We start from the raw sequence: 15,523 nt of genomic DNA, 5'->3' as shown, positions 1-15,523 counted from the left end.
TCAGCCCTGCACCCGCTCGGACGCAGCATCATGATCCGCGCGGGCGCCGTAGATCTTGGGTTGTGGCAGGGCCAGGCATCCCGCAAGCACCCCCAGATGCAGCAATCCGCGCAACAGCCAGAAATTGCGGCGTGCTTCAGATGGCAAGGCTGGCAACGCGGCACCGGTGCAATAGACCACCTTCGCCAGCGCAACACCTGCCAGCCGTATCCGCGCCAGTGATCCGGGCGCGACGCTCGCATAGCTCTGCCCCATGCGAAACCGCCGTTTGGTCAGCCACCCCAGACGCAACCGCTCTGGTGCCACCTCTTCAAAAACCGGGGCCTCAGCGCAGACCGCAAACCGGGCGCCCATATGCGACAACGCAAAGAAATAGGCTGTATCTTCGCCGCCGCTTGTCCCGCGATCCAGATCGAACACCTGCCCCTCCCAGGGCTGACCTGCAAATCGCATCAGCGCATTGCAGCTATGGGCGGTCTGCGGTTGCTCTGCTCCGGTCTGCTTGGGGCTGCGCAGCTCTGGCCAATTGCTGTGCCAGTCCTGATCCACCATCCAATCCGGCGCATCCTCAGGGTAGCGCGCGATTGCCGGGCCTGAGATCACATCTGCACCGGTGTCCGCCGCCCGGCGCATCAGCTGTTCGATCCAATCGGCAGGTACCACCTCATCGTCATCGACAAAGGCAATCCACTCAGATTGCCGTTTGCGCGCCGCCGCCAGACATGCGTTGCGCGCAACCGAGATATTGCGCGCAGGCGCATGGAGATAACTGACCGGCCAGGAGGAAGTCGTCCCCCGCACCCAATGTTCCGAGGAGGGGGCCTCGTCATTATCGGCAACGATTATACCAATCGTGTATCCCGTCGGAGCGCGCAGCGCGGCCAGGCTCTCCAGCGTCGCCACAACGCTGCGGCGCCGATATGTACACAGCAGGACTGAGATCCGCTTGGTCATTCGCTCATCCTCCATCCCGCTGCATCCGGCGCATCCGACCAAAGGCAGTTCGAAGGCCAAACCCAATCATCCTCCGCAACAGCCCAAGCGCCCAGGCCATATGCATCACCACGAGGGCCACCCCGGACCAAACCCCGATGGCCCCCAGTCGAAGACAGGCCACCGCAGTCACCGCCAGAACCGCTGCCAAATAGACCAAGGGCCATAGCAGCGCGACTGGCCAGACAGGGGCGATCGCCAACGCCATGGCGCAAAGAATGAGGTTCAGCACCGGCACCATCTGCCGCAACCGTGGTCGCATCCCATGCTTGATCAGCGTCGCCGCGCGGCCGGCACCGTAATTCTGATATTGACGCCACAGGGCTGCGGGCGTGCTGCGCATCACATAGCCAAGCCGCACATCACCCGCCAGCCAGATCCGACCGCCTGCAGCGCGCAATCGCCAGTCCAGCTCCGCATCCTCATTGTGGCTGAAGGCGGCATCATACCCGCCCACCTTGCGAAACCAGGTCAAATCCATCAGCGCGTGATGACCATGGTCAACATAGGCTGAGGCCCGCCCACCACGATGGGCTGCCCCGCCGGACCCGAGCGGCGTATCCACCACCCAGGCCGCCGCCCTGCCAAAGCTGCTGGTCCCTTGGGAATCCATTGCGACCACAACCGACACCGCATCCTCCGCAGACCGAAATGCCGCAAGCAAAGCGGTCGCGTAATCCGCCGGGTAGATCGCATGGGCATCACACCGCAGCAGCAGGTCAACGCCATCGCCATGCTCTGCCACCGCGCTATTGATCCCCGCCGATTGGATCCGGTCGGGATTATGCAGCAGATGTATCCTGATCGGGCTGGTCTCAGCGTAGCGCCGAACGATGTCCTGTGTCCCATCGGTACTGCCGCCATCCGCCACCACCAAAGTGGCGCGTGCAGGATCGCACAGCAGTGGGTCACGCAGCAGGCTTTCAAAACAGGGCAGAATGGCCCTTGCTTCGTTCAGGGTTGGGATCACAACCAGAATACGCGCATCTTCCGGCGCAGACACAGTGCTGGTGCTCATGGCGCCCTCTTTGCCGTTCTGCCCGCTGCTGCCCATGGTGTTTGTTCCATTCCGTGTTATGGACCTGTCTAGCGGATCTGATTATGCTGCGACAGATTGATTTTTGCGCGCAGTCTAATGAACTTGGACCTGCCACCTACTTGCCACCTCTGCGGCGTCGCGCAGCGCAGGGACGGCCGTGGGCAAACCAATAACGATGGGGTCAACCAACGTGTCCACGCCTAAGACGTCCTTTGCCGCTGATGACGGTCAGGAGGTGCTCGATCTCGGTGCCATTTTTGCAATCATCTGGCGCGGACGCTGGGTAATCGCAGCCTGTGTGCTGATCGGTCTGATCATTGGCATCTGGCGCGCCTATATCGCCGCCACACCTCTGTATGGGGCTGAGGTGCAGCTGGTGCTCGACACCCGCGATGAGAAAGTGGTGGATATCGAAAGCGTGGTGAGCAGCCTCTCCGCCACGGATGAGGTGATCCGTACCGAAGTCCATATCCTTGGCGGGCGTGAGCTGGCCGGACAGGTTGTTGATCGGCTCAATCTGATCTCTGACCCGGAATTCAACATGATGCTGCGCGATCCCGGCTTCAATCCGGTGCAAGCGCTCAAGGACATGATCAAACGCATCCTCGGGATGCAGGTCTATGATACCACGCTTACCCCCGATCCTGCCTTCGTCCGTGAGAAAGTCATCCAGACACTTCTGGCCAATACGCGGGTCGTCAACATCCCGGACACCTATATCTTTTCAATCTGGGTGCTGAGCGAGAACCCCTTCAAGGCGGCGGATATCGCCAATGCCTTTGCCGATACCTATGTCGAAAATCAGGTGGCGGTGAAACTGAATGTCACCGAACAGGCTACAGGTTGGCTGGCGGAGCGGGTGACGGAACTGCGCAGCCAGCTGGAGGCGAACGAGCGCCGGGTCGCCGATATTCGTGCGCAGGCCGACGTCACCAGCCCGGCGCAGCTGATCGGTCTGGAAAACCGCCTGATATCGCTCCGCAGCGCCCTCGCTGAACGGGCCGCAGAGGTAGCAGAGCAACAGGCCCGACAGACCGAATTCACCACTTTGCAGACAGTGGAGGACCAGCGTTTGGCGGCCCGGCGCAATGGCTATGGTGCCATTCTGGCGCGGGCGGATAATCCGCAGGACGGCTGGCGGAGCGTTCTGGCACAACTCACCCGTGACCTGCGCGAGGCAGAAGCCAAGGAGCAGGCGATCCGCCGGTCCATGGCCGATCTGGAAATCACAATCGCCACCCAGAGTGATGCGCTGACTGAGGTCGTGCAGGCCGAACGCGACGCCGAAGCAAGCCGCCTCTTGTTTGAGAATTTTCAGAACCGGCTGCGCGAAACCTCAATGCAAATCGGCCTGCAGCGGGCCGACAGCCGGGTGATCTCCCGCGCGTTCCCCCCCGACCGCCCCGCCCTGCCGAACAAGGGCCAAATTCTGATTTTGTCAGTCTTTCTCGGCGGGTTTCTCGGCACAGTGCTGGTGGTGGTCCTGCAACTCTCCCGCGCGCGCTTGTATTCCGCAGCGCAGATCGCAGGGCTTACATCGGTGCCAGTGATCGCCGTGCTGGATCAGTTTTCACAGAAAATCCGCCCCGAACAAGCCAGCGCGCTTGGCCCTCAGACCCGCGATGGCGAGGCCATCCGCAATCTGCGCACCACGCTGCTGATGGCGCGGGGCGATGTCCCGCCGCAAGTGGTTGTCTTCACCTCTGCCGAGAGCGGCGACGGCAAATCCACGTTGTCTGCTGCGATGGCGCATAATATGGCGCAGATCGGCAAATCCGTGCTGCTGGTCGACGGCGACCTGCGCCGTCATTACCTCTCGGACCCATTGGCGGATGGCAACAGCAAACCGGGCTTGTTTGACGTGCTGTCCGGGCGCTGTGACTTGGCAGAAGCCGTGTTGCCGGGTGTGCTGGGACAGGCTGATATCCTGCCTGCCGGCAGCGTCTCCGGCAGTGCGGCAGATCTGCTCAGCCAAGGCGGCCTGACCGAGCTGCTGTCAGTCGCCCGCAGCCACTGGGATATCATCATCTTCGACACCCCGCCGATTTCTGTGGTGCCGGATGCGCGGATCATCGGCCAGCACGCGGATCTGTTGATCCTTCTGGCGCAGTGGAACACCACCCGGCAGGCAGTCTTTATCGATGCGCTGCGCGCGCTGGAACAGGGCGGACGTAGCCCCGACGGCATTGTACTGACCAAGGTGAAAGCCGCCGCAAAACCGCTCTACGGGGCGACCAAACGGTCCCGCGACCGCTATTATCACGGGTAAGGACTGGATGCAGCTCACCTCCCTCCTGCGCAAGGCCCGCATCGCCAGTCGCCGCGGCCTTGGCCAACCGGTCCTGAACTATCAGGTTCTGGGCGAACGCTGCTCCGGCACCAATTTCCTTGACCAACTGATCCAGCAGAATTTCGCAGCAGCCCGCCCACGCTATGACATGTGGAAACACGCGTTCCCCAACCTCATCGCGCTGCCTGCCGATGTGCTCTATGTGGTGATCTTCCGTGATCCGTTCCAATGGCTCGAAAGCATGTACGGCAAGCCCTGGCACAGCGTGCCTGAGCTGCGCGATCTCGCCTTCTCGGAGTTCATCCGCGCCGAATGGCGCAGCGAAGTCGACGTGCCTGCATGGTTCGATCTACCAAAGACCAGCCCCTGCAAGGGCCAGCCACTCAATCAGGATCTGCATCCGATCACCGGCGCGCCTTTTCCCAATCTGCTGGCCTTGCGGCGGGCCAAGGCCGAGGCACTCCTGTCCCTGCCACAGCGCGGCGCGCGCGTGCTCTACACCACCCATGCGGCCATCAGCCAAAACCCAGACGAGATCATTTCCGGTATCGCTACTGAAAGCCCGGTGCCCCGTAACACGCGGCTGGAGGTCCCGCAGGGGCATTATGGCTGGTCGTGGTCCAATCGCGATGTGAAACCAAAAACACCGGGCCACCTGATCACACCGGATGACCGCGCCTGGATCAGGGCTCAGCTTGATCCGGCACTTGAGGCGGCGATGGGCCTGCCGCTTGATGAGGCACCCAGCATCGCCCCAACTGGCAACGCCACCCGCCCCTGATCAGATCCGCGGCGGTACATCCCGCCAGCGCCCCAGCGCCCGCCCGGCATAGATCCAAGCCATGGCGATCAGCATATGCCGGATCGAATGTTCGTTATAAATCACATTGTCCGACAGCGCCGCGACCAGATTGATCAGCACGTAAAACAGGTAATACCCGGAGGTCACGCTACCGTCCTGCAGGTACCAGCGGAAACAGCGGATCACGACCGCGATCAACAAACCGAAGAAGGTCACCGCCCCCAACAGGCCATTGCCGACCATCAGCTCAATATAGCTGTTGTGGAACCAGTAAAGCCCCTCATCGACATAGGCCTCAATATAAAGCCGCGCATAAGACGGCACCGACCAGAAAGCCCCAAACCCAACGCCCCCAATCGGCGCTTTGGCGATTTCCTCCAGCCCAAAGGCCCAGATCACCGTGCGCCCGGTCAGGGTGCTGTCCTTGCCCAACCGCTCCAGCAGCAGCCCCAGCGCATCAATGCCTGAGATATAGATCGCGAGCGGCACCAGAAACAGCACCATCAGCGAAAACAGCAGCGCAACCCGCCGCACGGTCCCGCCCCAACGGCGGATCCACAAAACCGGCACATAGATCGCCAGAATGGCAAAGGTCACATAAGCGCCAGCGGATTGTGCCATGCCCAGCACCGGGATCATCAGGGCCGCCGCCAGCATGCCCAATATAGACAGCCGCCAATAGAACCCCAGCGTCACCAGCCCATGCGCCGCATTCACCGTCGCCTTGGCGAGGGAATTTTTGTGCATATAAATGCCCTTCAACGCCCCATTGGGATGAAACGCTGGCGACAGAAACGTCACGATGGAATTCAGATAGGACAAGGCCACCCCAATCGCAGAGGTCAGGCTGACCACAATCATCGTGTGATGGGCTGGGATGGCGGAGGCAATGCGCACAGCGATCAGTGTGGTCATCGTCAGCTGAAAACTGCGATAGGCCGTGACCGGCGGGTTGACGCTCCACAGGGTGGAAGCCATGGCGATGACACAGGGCATCAGCACCGGCCAGGCCTGCCACAGGATCGCAGCACTCTGCCGCCAGTCGCGCAGGTACCACAGGATCGTCAGCGCATAGAGCGCCATCCAGCCCGGCGACTGAAACCCCAGCCGATAGACCACCCCGGTGCCAGACATGGCCGCAAGGATCAGATAGGCCATATGCAGATGGCCCCGCGTCAGCCACCAGCGCCCTGCCCCGCGCCGCAGCACAGATGCCGACACCGGCCCGGACTGCCGCTGGGGGTCCTGATGAGGCTCAACCGTCAGTGTCATCTGGTCCTGCGCTGTGCTGTTGATGTCCGCTGCTTTCCACCGCTACCCGCTCCCGGTCTGCCAATCCAGCCATAGCACATGCCGAGCCCTGCGCCCGCGTCCCATTGGCAACATCGGATGCCTCTGCTGCCAGTGCCCGGACAGTTGGCACCATCCAGAGCGCCGATTGTCTCAGCGCATCCGTCGCCTCGGCCTCCACCGGCCTGCGGGAGGCCTCACAACACATCCGCGCCCAAACCGGTGCCGCAGCGGTGCTGAGATCCAGTGCGCCGTCCGCATCAATGGGCAATGTCAGATCCCCTGCTCCATTGCTGCTGCGCCCAAGGCGCCAGTACTGTGGGCGTCGCCACAGGCGCGAGGCAGCAGCCTGCATTTTCAGCTCCACCCGATTGCGCACTACCGATGCCAGCCAAGGCAGGTGATCAGGGCGCATCACAACACGCCTCAGCGCCCGCATCAGGTGACCGGCCCGCACATCCCATGCCAGCTCCAACTGCGCATGGCGCCGCAACAGGGCGCGCCGACGGATATCCGCCAATGTCGCCAGATCCTCGTTGCCCGCCTGCGCCGCCAGATCGTCCAGCACATCAATCTGCGCCGCCAGATCCCCCGGCACATTGCGATAGGAGGTTGAGGCCGCATGGCGACGATAGAGATAGGCCGCCATTGGCAGCACCCACATCTTCGCGCCCGCCAGCAACAGCCGCAGGTAGAGGTCGTGATCCTCTCCAATCCGTAGCCGTGGATCATAACGCAGGCCGCTCAGAAAACGGCGCCTGATCAAGGGCTTGAGATACCCGATATGGCTGATACCTTCAGGATCTACGCCACTCAACACCAGATCTTTCAGATTGAGCATCCGGGCCACTTTCGGGGCGTGCTGACCCAATATCGTCGCGCCCCGCGCCATAGGCTGCTCAGAAAACAGGATCATATCGTCAGCGACCACATCCGCCGCCAGATCCTGCGCCGCGTTTAGCATCATTTCCAGCCGTCGCGGGTGCTGGCTGTCGTCGCTGTCGCAAACAGCAACCCAGTCTCCGCGCGCCAGCGCCAGCGCATCATTGCGGGCGATGGCCGGGCCGCCACTATGTGACCGCCGCTGCGCCCGGATCCGCGGATCGGTGGCCGCTGCCGCGCAGATCAGCGCCCAGCTGTCATCCTCCGAGGCGTCATCGACAATAATCAGCTCCAGATCTGTCAGCGTCTGCGCCAACACCGCCCCAATGGCCAAGGGCAGATGCCCCACAGCATTGCGGCTGGCCATGATCACCGAAACCTGCGGCCGCCGGTCAGCCATCACACTGACCCTTGGGTGGCGGGAGATCAGACACCACAGGACAGCGCGCCCGGATATGCACCGCCGCGGGAACCCGCCAGGCCGCCGACACTCCCGCAGCGTCGCCATAGGTCAGTGTCAACGCGCCCCGTGATGCGCGATGGCACAAATCAGCCCAAAGCACGCTGTGGCTGCCATGTTCCTCCGGCATCGGGACCGCGATCCGCGTGCCCGCACCCTCCCCCATCAGCGTAGTGTCAGCCCCATCAGGTCCGATCAGATGCACCACCTCCGCTGATGCGTCAGATGCCCCCTCAACCTTTCGGCCGGACTTGCGACCGCGTGCCTTGGCCAAGGCCACCCGCGCCAATTGCGAGACCAAAGACGGATCCCGCAACAACTGTGCCGCAGCAGATGCCAACCGACGTTGCCTCAGGTCCTCTGCCAGCGTTTCAAAGGACAACCGCCGCTGTAAAGCCCGCCGCCGGTGGTTTAAAATACTTGTTATTTCAGTGTGTTGATCGAACTGCAATCGATCACTCAAACCCTCCAACGCCGCAAGCGACGCCTCAACATGAGCCCGACTGGAGCGATGAGACAAGGACTGCGGATGCCGCCGATAGAGATATAGCGCCTCTGGCAGCAACCACAGACGTCGCCCCTGCAGCAACAGCCGCAGATAGAGATCCTGATCCTCACCAATCGTCAGCGTTTCATCATAGCGCAGCGTCCCCAGCGTCTCGCGTCGGATCAACGGCTTGATATAGCCCAGCTGCGCGCCAGCCTCCCCCGGCTCGGGCACCCGCAGCATATCCGCCGGGCTGATCTGGCGCGGCAGGTCCTGCGGCTCCGGTCCGAAAACGCTGCGCGGCGCCGCCATCGGCTCGGTTGCAAAATGGATCATATCATCGGCCACCGCATCGGCGCCCAGCCTCTCAGCCGCCAACAGAAGGCGCCGCAGCCGGTCCGGGTGCATGATGTCGTCGGAATCGCAGATGGCCACCCATGCCCCGCGCGCAGCAGCCAGTGCCCGATTACGCGCAGCGGCCGGGCCGCTTGAGGTCTCCCACAGCAGCACCCGCACGCGGGCGTCCTGCGCAGCGGCGTCTTGCAGGATTTCAACCGATCCATCGCTGGAGCCATCATCCGCCACGATCAACTCCCAGTCATCGTGCGTTTGCGCCAGCACAGACGCCAGCGCAGCGCGCAGGTAGCGCGCGCCCTGATGATTGGCCATGATGATCGAAATCAACCGCCCCTGCCCCGCCGGTTCCTGCATTAGCCTGCCCATTCTGCCCCGAACATGTCTAACACGCCGCGCCGCAACGAGACCAGATCCGAAGGCAGACCTGCCCGGATCATGGTTCGGCGGGCATTTCCCGTGGCACGGTGTCCTCAAACTGCTAAGACTGACGGCCAAGAGACGCCAAAGCGCAACTGCCGCCCCTTCGGAAAGACCCGCCATGACCGCCACACCCGCAGCGCCACAGGGCGACCACCAGACAAATGCGGGAGTTTCGCGGATCGGTCCAACCTTGGTTGGGATTGGCGCGCAGAAATGTGCCTCCACCTTCATCCATGCCGCCCTTGGCGCCCATCCGGACGCCGCCGTGTCTGACCCGAAGGAACTGGATTTCTTCAGCGCCTATTTTGATCGTGGCTATCAATGGTATCGCAGCCATTTCACCCATGGCGCCGACAAGCCCGTCAGGTTCGAGGCCTCTCCCTCCTATTTCTACGACCCGCGCTGCCCCGACCGGCTGAACGCTTTCGATCCCGAGATCAAGATTGTCTGCCTGCTGCGTGACCCGGTGGCCCGTGCCTATTCCAATCACCTGCATGAGGTGATCAAGGGCCACATCCCTCCCCTCCCCTTTCATGAGGGGCTGGCAAACAATCCGGCCTATCTGGAACAGGGTCTCTACAGCCGTCATCTAGGCCGCTGGCTAGCCGCCCTTGGCCGCGACCGTGTCTTGGTGATGCTGGCAGAGGAGATCAGCGCGGACCCGGTTGCCGCCGCGCAGAAGGTCTATCGCTTTGCCGGGCTGGACGACAGCCATGTCTCACCGGTGTTGCACGAACGCCGGAACGAGAGTGACCGCCCCCGCCTGCCGACCCTGCGCCGCGCGCTTCGTGCGGGGGGGGATCAACTGCGCAAGGCGGGGCTTGAGGATGGTCTGGCACGGCTGAAATCCACCGGCCCGGTGTCGGCTCTGCTGCGCGCCAACAGCCAGAATATGCGCGAAGTGGTGCCGCCCCTCCGGGACAGCGACATCGCCACGCTGCGGACCTATTTCGCAGATGACCTGCGTCAGCTCCCAGCGCTGCTGAAACGTGACAGCCTGCCCTGGGAGAGCTGGCATGCCTTGCAACGCTAAAGAACAATGTACACACCTGTCCATTACGTCTTGATCAGAACAGAATAGCGTCCTGCGAGATAAGCAGATCCAGCGTTAGCGCCTCTCCCCTGTCATCAATCACCGCAACATTGATCCAGCCATCTTCCCCTTCGACTTGCAAAAGGTCGCGTGTCCCACGGCCGCGTTCCCCATCCAGCCAGCGCAGTTGTTCTGCGCCATCAAGGTTGAACCGGGTCAGATCCAGAGCGTCCCCGTGGGACAGGGTGAAATCATTGACCCGATCGGCAGGGCCGCCCTGGCTGAAGATAAAAGTATCAGCACCACCCCCGCCCCGCAGCTGATCGCGACCGATACCGCCATCCAGAACATCCTCTCCACCGCCACCGGCCAAACGATCCTTGCCGCGCCCCCCAAATAGGAAATCATCGCCCCCTTTGCCGCGTAGAATATCACGGCCTTTATCCCCGTAGAGATGATCTGCGCCACTGTTGCCGACCAGTTGATCCGCTCCGGCGCCGCCGTGGATCAGGTCGGCGCCATCGCCGCCAAACAGATCCTCTGCCTGATCGGTCCCCTCCTGCTCGGTTGCGAAGTTGGGCGAACCGTCCCGTTCCTGTCCCGGCAGGGACACATCGGTAATCACGGCAACCAAGGGCGGCGCGTCCGGGTCTGGAGTCCCAGCCCATGCCGCCTGATTTTCCGACACAGCCCAGAGGTCCGCAAAGCTCTTGACCGCGCCGGAATACCACAGCCCCCCCGGCATATCGGCACCGCTCAGATCGGCAAGAACCTTGCCATCCACCCGGAAAATCGCGCCTGTACCTGTCAGCTCAATCTCGTAGGTGTGCAGCCCCGCCGCCGCGTCAAACCCAAGGTCGACAACCAGTGGCCCCGCAGGGGCGTCCGCGAGACGCACGCGGCTGCCATCCTCTGCTTCCATATGAATGCTCAGTTGCGCCTGACGGGTGTTAGCGCCGACAAATTCGAAATCGAACTCCAGCCAACGGTCATTGCGATAGTCCTCCTGATAGAGGAACATGCCAAAAACCGTACCGTCCTGCATCTGCGGCGCCTGCGCTGTCCAGCTCCAGGTGCCGGTCTCATGGGCGGCCTCGGATTGCATCTCCCCACCGGTGAAGGTCCGCTCATCCGCGCCATTCTCAGATGTCAGATGCAGCTCAACCGCGCCCTCAGCATTGATCTGCACATTGTCCTGCGACCACTTGGTGTCCCGTGATTGTCCTGCGTTCCAGGTCGACACCAGCCAGTCGTCGTCATCGCGGACCTGACCCGGAACCCGCAGATCCACCGTTGGGGTCACGTCTGCCTGCGCGCTATCGGTTGATGCCATATCGATCACTCCAAACCTTCGTGCCGCGTGTGGCGGCGTTGCCTTGGGTTTGGTTCTCGGGGCGAACGATGGCAGGATTGTGCCTTAATTATCGCGCATTAATGCCCCATTCATACAGTTTAACGCAAACTCAAGAACAGTTTTAGAGGGTTGCTTTTTAGTCGAATTGCACAGCGCAGCGGGACCGCCCAATAGACAGCCCGGTAGTCCCGACACAGCGCATCCCCCGATGCACCACCGGTGATAGTCCGGCGGCACCCGTATCGCGACCTCTCTGTCCCCGTGGGGACACTCAACATGATTGACCCGTATCGGCAGCGAAACGGGTAAGGTTAATGTGTATTCATATCTTAACGGCTTGAAAAGAAAAAAGGCTGCCCCACTGGGACAGCCTCTGTTCCGCGCTTATCTGGGCGCAGCTTCTACCAATAAGTGGGCCTAACTATTCTCACCATCCAAAGCGTCGAAAAACGCACTGATCGCAGTCTCTAAGCGGCGCTGATCAACCGCTGAGAAATCACGCTCCATCGCCATTTCGATGCGGCCATCCCGCGCAAGACAGCGCACTGTCCCCGCAGGGACAGTGCAGCGCAGCGTCGTTTTGGCCATGCCAGCCCGCTGGCTGGTGGTGGCTTCCGTTACGTCGGAGGCCGGTGTCTTCAACGCTTGGCGCAGCAGCGACAGTTCTTCCTCGGCACTTGAGAAGCTCCGCTCGCGCAGGCGCTGTTTGAGCGCAGGCAAGGCGGATGGGGTTTCCACGAGGTGTTTTTTCAGATCCAGCCCCAGCGCCCGCGGGATGGCTTCGGCAAAAGACAGCTCTGCTCCAATCAACTCCAGCAGCTCAGCGAAGTGACGAATATAGCTCCGCTTCTGTCTCCCTGCCGAGGCATAAAGCAGCGCAACAGACTCTTCTACAGAGTCTGAACCGGTCTCAGGATCCTGCGCATAAGACAGCGCCAACTGTGCCATCTCGGCAAAAGAGATATCCCGCCGCACGAGGTTTTCATCCACCATCCGGCGGTAGAGACCTTGCAGTGTCTCTCCCCGTGCAACTAGGCCTGCCGGGATCAACCTGAACTGCTCATCCCCGGTTTCCTCATAGAGCGCGCGATAGGCTGACAGGCGGCGAAACCCCTGAACCAGCTGATACCCATCGCCGTCTTCCTCAACCCGGATCGGATTGGAAAGGCCGAGATCGCGAATAGACTCTTTCAACTCTTGCAGATCAGGATCCCGATTGACCGCGCGGTCGCGGATCAGCTTGCTGGTGGAAATCTGCTCCAGTGGGATCCGGTCGACCACAAGGCCAAGCGTCTTGAGCCGCACAAACTCATGCGCCAGCCGGTCATTCTCGGCGCGGATATTCTGCTCCACCTCAGCCCGCGTCCGCAACGCATCGGCGTTTTCGCTGATCGCTGTAGCCATCGGCCCGCGCCGGGCCTCGCCTGAGCGGAAGGCGGATTTCGTCTCCGGCGCACCGGTTGCTGGTTGTGGGGCCGATGCGGCAGGGGAGGGGGCCTCTGGTTTTGCGACTGGGGGCTCCGACGGAAAATCGATGTCGAACATTCTGCGTTTGCTCATGCCTCATCCTCCAACTGGGCCCATGCGGTCAGGGCATTATCCTTGAATTCCATGTAAGCCTGATCAAACGAGGCGCGCGCGCGCCGCCAGGTTTCCCGCGTCATATCCCGATAGTCGATCTCATAGATTGAGCTCAGGAAGCGTCCCGATTGCTCCACCGCGCGGGTCATCTCGATCGGGTGCTCCGTCATCCTGTCGCCAAACACCTTTACAAATGCGTCGCGCATTGCCCGGTGCAGATCATTACCGGATTCATAGCGGGTCAGCAGGAAGCGCACCTCCTGAAACACCTTCGGCAGGCTGAACGTCCCCGCGGGGACAACGCCATTGAACGCAGAGAGATCCTCCAGCGCCTCGGAGAGCTGACCGATGAAGGAGGTCGTGGAGTCATATTCCCAGTAACCAGGACCCGACGGGATATAGAGCATGTCTGCCGCAAAAACCGCATTCATTGACTGGTAGCCAATCGCGGGCGGGCAATCGAAGATCATCATGTCATAATCTTCTGACGGCAGCTGATCGAGGTAGCGCGACACCGCAGCAAAAAACGACCACTCAGGATTGAGGTGCCGGTACTGGGCAGAGGCAAATTCCACAAAGGCGGCATTGGCACAGCTGGGGATCACATCAATCGTGGGCCAGCTGGTGGGTTTGACAAAGTCGCTGATCCGCAGATCCTGAAGCCCCATGCCGGTGATGGCCTCCGGCAGTCGGCGTTCGGGCAGGGCAGCCCCGGACTCCGCACCACGGGTGCTGGCGTTCATGCGCTCAGTCTCACGCACCAGATCGCGCGCCATGATGCCCCAGACAGTATAATCCTCCGTCACATCACTCAGCCCCATGGAATGGGAGAGCGTGGCCTGCGGATCGAAATCAACACAGAGCACACGGTACCCGTCCAAGGCGGCGGCATGGGCGAAATGCAGCGCTACGGTGGATTTGCCGGCGCCCCCTTTGAAGTTGGAGATCGCCACCCGCAGCGCCCGCTTTCCGGCGGGACGTTCGGGCATCAACGACTTGCGGTTCACCTTCAAGCGGCGGCGCAGCTCATTGATCTCCTCCAGCGAATACCAGCGCTGGCGGCCGTCTTCCTCGACATGGCCCTGCGGCAGACTGGGGTCTGCTGCTAGACGGCCGCGCAAGGTGGACTGGTTCACCTTAAAGATCAGCTCGGCCACCTCCCAGCTGGAGAACCGCCGCAGCGTCTTTTCCATCTTGGGAGAGAAGGTCTGCTGTCGGATCCAACTCTGCATTTTCAGCGATTGTGCCTGCATGTCTGCCAGGTCTTGATGGGTAAACATCTCTGCTCCTCGATCTCTGTAGTGCGCCCTTTTTGATCTAGCGGACGCTTTTCCTACCTGAAAATCGGTTTACGCCGAATTTGCAAAAAACGCAAAAGCTATTATTGTCCGAATGAGCGTCCTGTCCCCGCGGGGACCGCCTGCGATGAAAGATAGGCAAACCCCTTGTTTTTCAGGGCGCATGCGATTCGGTAGTGGGTGCCGCGCATGGACGATAAATGGCGTTTCCTTCGCCGATATAGGGGGACGTGATATTGAGCACCGCTGCATATAGGGGGACATTTTTGCCCTAATAGGGGACGTCCAAGTTGTCACCCAATACCATGAATACCAATTTTTGAGTCAAAAATGGGATTGGGATCGAGAGGCAAACAACAGCGCTCTTGACAGAATCGCATCTCTGGACGCAAATCGGGTACACCAACTTAAAAACGTTGAGTTCGGGTCAGGCTTCACTGATAATCGCTGCTAGCAGCACCACGTGGCCCCGATCACAATCAACAGGATCTCATGGCAAACATGAGACGACAGAGGCAGCCATCCAAGAACGGATGGAGACAAGAGGGCAGCCATGCTTGCCAGTAAACCCGTCGGGCGACAGGCCGCGGCGTTAAAATATGATATCCTCACTGCGTTGGGGACCTATGCCCTCTCGCTGGAGAAGGGGCCCCAGCGTCTGGTTCTGCGTTTCATGACCCTGATGACTGCACGCTATAATTGGCAACGCAATGAACTAGCGGTCGGGCAACGCGAGATTGCCCGGATGTGGTCCGTCGATGAACGCACAGTGAAGCGGGAGATGGCCAAGTTACGCGCCCTTGGCTGGCTGGTGGTCAAACGGCAGGGGGCGCGCGGGCGGGTCACCGAATATGGGTTTGATCTGGAGTGTATCCTGACGGACACTCGCGGGTGCTGGGCGGCAGTTGGCCCCGATTTTGATCACCGGATGCGTGGCAGCGACGCGCCTGAGAAAAACGTCGTGCCTTTGATGACAGGAACAGCGGCACCCGCGCCAGATATCAGCGATGGCAGTGAGTGGAGCCTGGCGAAGGCGGTTTTGCATCAGGAAGACCCGGCCACCTATTCGGCATGGATACAAGCACTCAGCAGGGAGAGCAGGGCAGGGGGTCGGCTGATCCTGCGCGCACCAAGCCGGTTTCACGGCAACTATGTCACCGCACATCTGCAAGAGCGGCTGCTGGCCGCCTGTCATGATATCGATGCAGATGTGGATCAGCTGACGATCCTATCCTAG

The 15,523-nt window shown here is 61.2% G+C and carries 12 protein-coding genes; 4 read left to right on the top strand and 8 right to left on the bottom strand.

What is annotated here, in order from left to right:
* A complete protein-coding gene (locus phaeop14_RS17210; protein WP_096790361.1) occupies positions 1-954 on the bottom strand; it encodes a glycosyltransferase family 2 protein in 954 nt (317 codons plus the stop codon).
* A 4-nt stretch (positions 955-958) separates the two neighbouring features.
* A complete protein-coding gene (locus phaeop14_RS17205; RefSeq protein WP_244905849.1) occupies positions 959-2,011 on the bottom strand; it encodes a glycosyltransferase family 2 protein in 1,053 nt (350 codons plus the stop codon).
* Between the two features lie 211 nt (positions 2,012-2,222).
* On the opposite strand from phaeop14_RS17205, the gene phaeop14_RS17200 reads away from it, so the two are divergent.
* Positions 2,223-4,301, top strand: coding sequence for a GumC family protein (locus tag phaeop14_RS17200; RefSeq protein WP_244905848.1), 2,079 nt, complete (start codon positions 2,223-2,225; stop codon positions 4,299-4,301).
* A 7-nt stretch (positions 4,302-4,308) separates the two neighbouring features.
* Positions 4,309-5,103 (top strand): hypothetical protein, encoded by a 795-nt coding sequence (locus tag phaeop14_RS17195; RefSeq protein WP_096790358.1) that lies wholly within the window; start codon positions 4,309-4,311, stop codon positions 5,101-5,103.
* Here phaeop14_RS17195 and phaeop14_RS17190 read toward each other — a convergent pair whose 3' ends face one another.
* From phaeop14_RS17190 to phaeop14_RS17180, 3 genes are read right to left on the bottom strand one after another with little or no spacing between them, the layout of a single operon-like run.
* Positions 5,104-6,396: an O-antigen ligase family protein gene (locus phaeop14_RS17190; protein WP_096790357.1), complete on the bottom strand. Its 1,293-nt coding sequence runs from the start codon at positions 6,394-6,396 to the stop codon at positions 5,104-5,106. It lies immediately after the preceding gene.
* The gene (locus tag phaeop14_RS17185) at positions 6,380-7,696 is read right to left on the bottom strand and encodes a glycosyltransferase family 2 protein (protein WP_096790356.1); all 1,317 of its coding nucleotides are present in this window, start codon (positions 7,694-7,696) and stop codon (positions 6,380-6,382) included. Before phaeop14_RS17185 ends, phaeop14_RS17190 begins: the two co-directional genes overlap by 17 nt.
* Positions 7,689-8,954: a glycosyltransferase family 2 protein gene (locus phaeop14_RS17180; RefSeq protein WP_244905847.1), complete on the bottom strand. Its 1,266-nt coding sequence runs from the start codon at positions 8,952-8,954 to the stop codon at positions 7,689-7,691. Before phaeop14_RS17180 ends, phaeop14_RS17185 begins: the two co-directional genes overlap by 8 nt.
* Before the next feature lie 184 nt (positions 8,955-9,138).
* On the opposite strand from phaeop14_RS17180, the gene phaeop14_RS17175 reads away from it, so the two are divergent.
* Positions 9,139-10,053, top strand: coding sequence for a sulfotransferase (locus phaeop14_RS17175; RefSeq protein WP_096790354.1), 915 nt, complete (start codon positions 9,139-9,141; stop codon positions 10,051-10,053).
* Positions 10,054-10,087: 34 nt separating this feature from the next.
* Here the strand turns inward: phaeop14_RS17175 and phaeop14_RS17170 are convergent, their stop codons facing one another.
* The 3 genes from phaeop14_RS17170 to phaeop14_RS17160 all read right to left on the bottom strand — a co-directional run bounded on the left by phaeop14_RS17170 (position 10,088) and on the right by phaeop14_RS17160 (position 14,268).
* The gene (locus phaeop14_RS17170; RefSeq protein WP_096790480.1) at positions 10,088-11,386 is read right to left on the bottom strand and encodes a family 16 glycosylhydrolase; all 1,299 of its coding nucleotides are present in this window, start codon (positions 11,384-11,386) and stop codon (positions 10,088-10,090) included.
* Between the two features lie 438 nt (positions 11,387-11,824).
* Positions 11,825-12,967 (bottom strand): ParB/RepB/Spo0J family partition protein, encoded by a 1,143-nt coding sequence (locus tag phaeop14_RS17165; RefSeq protein WP_096790353.1) that lies wholly within the window; start codon positions 12,965-12,967, stop codon positions 11,825-11,827.
* Complete coding sequence (locus phaeop14_RS17160; RefSeq protein WP_040169701.1) at positions 12,964-14,268, bottom strand: AAA family ATPase; 1,305 nt, start codon at positions 14,266-14,268, stop codon at positions 12,964-12,966. Before phaeop14_RS17160 ends, phaeop14_RS17165 begins: the two co-directional genes overlap by 4 nt.
* 571 nt (positions 14,269-14,839) lie before the next feature.
* Here phaeop14_RS17160 and phaeop14_RS17150 point away from each other — a divergent pair.
* On the top strand, positions 14,840-15,523 hold the full coding sequence (locus phaeop14_RS17150) for a DnaA N-terminal domain-containing protein (RefSeq protein WP_040169699.1): 684 nt from the start codon (positions 14,840-14,842) through the stop codon (positions 15,521-15,523).

Source organism: Phaeobacter piscinae (genome assembly GCF_002407245.1).
GTDB classification, from domain to species: Bacteria; Pseudomonadota; Alphaproteobacteria; order Rhodobacterales; family Rhodobacteraceae; genus Phaeobacter; species Phaeobacter piscinae.
The sequence above is the reverse complement of the archived record's forward strand: the minus strand, read 5'-3'. Positions and strand labels throughout refer to the sequence as shown.

Bases quoted from the DNA above. Each gene is read 5' to 3' on its own strand.
- phaeop14_RS17210 (WP_096790361.1), bottom strand. From the start codon at position 954: ATGACCAAGCGGATCTCAGTCCTGCTGTGTACATATCGGCGCCGCAGC.
- phaeop14_RS17205 (WP_244905849.1), bottom strand. From the start codon at position 2,011: ATGAGCACCAGCACTGTGTCTGCGCCGGAAGATGCGCGTATTCTGGTT.
- phaeop14_RS17195 (WP_096790358.1), top strand. From the start codon at position 4,309: ATGCAGCTCACCTCCCTCCTGCGCAAGGCCCGCATCGCCAGTCGCCGC.
- phaeop14_RS17190 (WP_096790357.1), bottom strand. From the start codon at position 6,396: ATGACACTGACGGTTGAGCCTCATCAGGACCCCCAGCGGCAGTCCGGG.
- phaeop14_RS17185 (WP_096790356.1), bottom strand. From the start codon at position 7,696: ATGGCTGACCGGCGGCCGCAGGTTTCGGTGATCATGGCCAGCCGCAAT.
- phaeop14_RS17180 (WP_244905847.1), bottom strand. From the start codon at position 8,954: ATGCAGGAACCGGCGGGGCAGGGGCGGTTGATTTCGATCATCATGGCC.
- phaeop14_RS17175 (WP_096790354.1), top strand. From the start codon at position 9,139: ATGACCGCCACACCCGCAGCGCCACAGGGCGACCACCAGACAAATGCG.
- phaeop14_RS17170 (WP_096790480.1), bottom strand. From the start codon at position 11,386: ATGGCATCAACCGATAGCGCGCAGGCAGACGTGACCCCAACGGTGGAT.
- phaeop14_RS17165 (WP_096790353.1), bottom strand. From the start codon at position 12,967: ATGAGCAAACGCAGAATGTTCGACATCGATTTTCCGTCGGAGCCCCCA.
- phaeop14_RS17160 (WP_040169701.1), bottom strand. From the start codon at position 14,268: ATGTTTACCCATCAAGACCTGGCAGACATGCAGGCACAATCGCTGAAA.
- phaeop14_RS17150 (WP_040169699.1), top strand. From the start codon at position 14,840: ATGCTTGCCAGTAAACCCGTCGGGCGACAGGCCGCGGCGTTAAAATAT.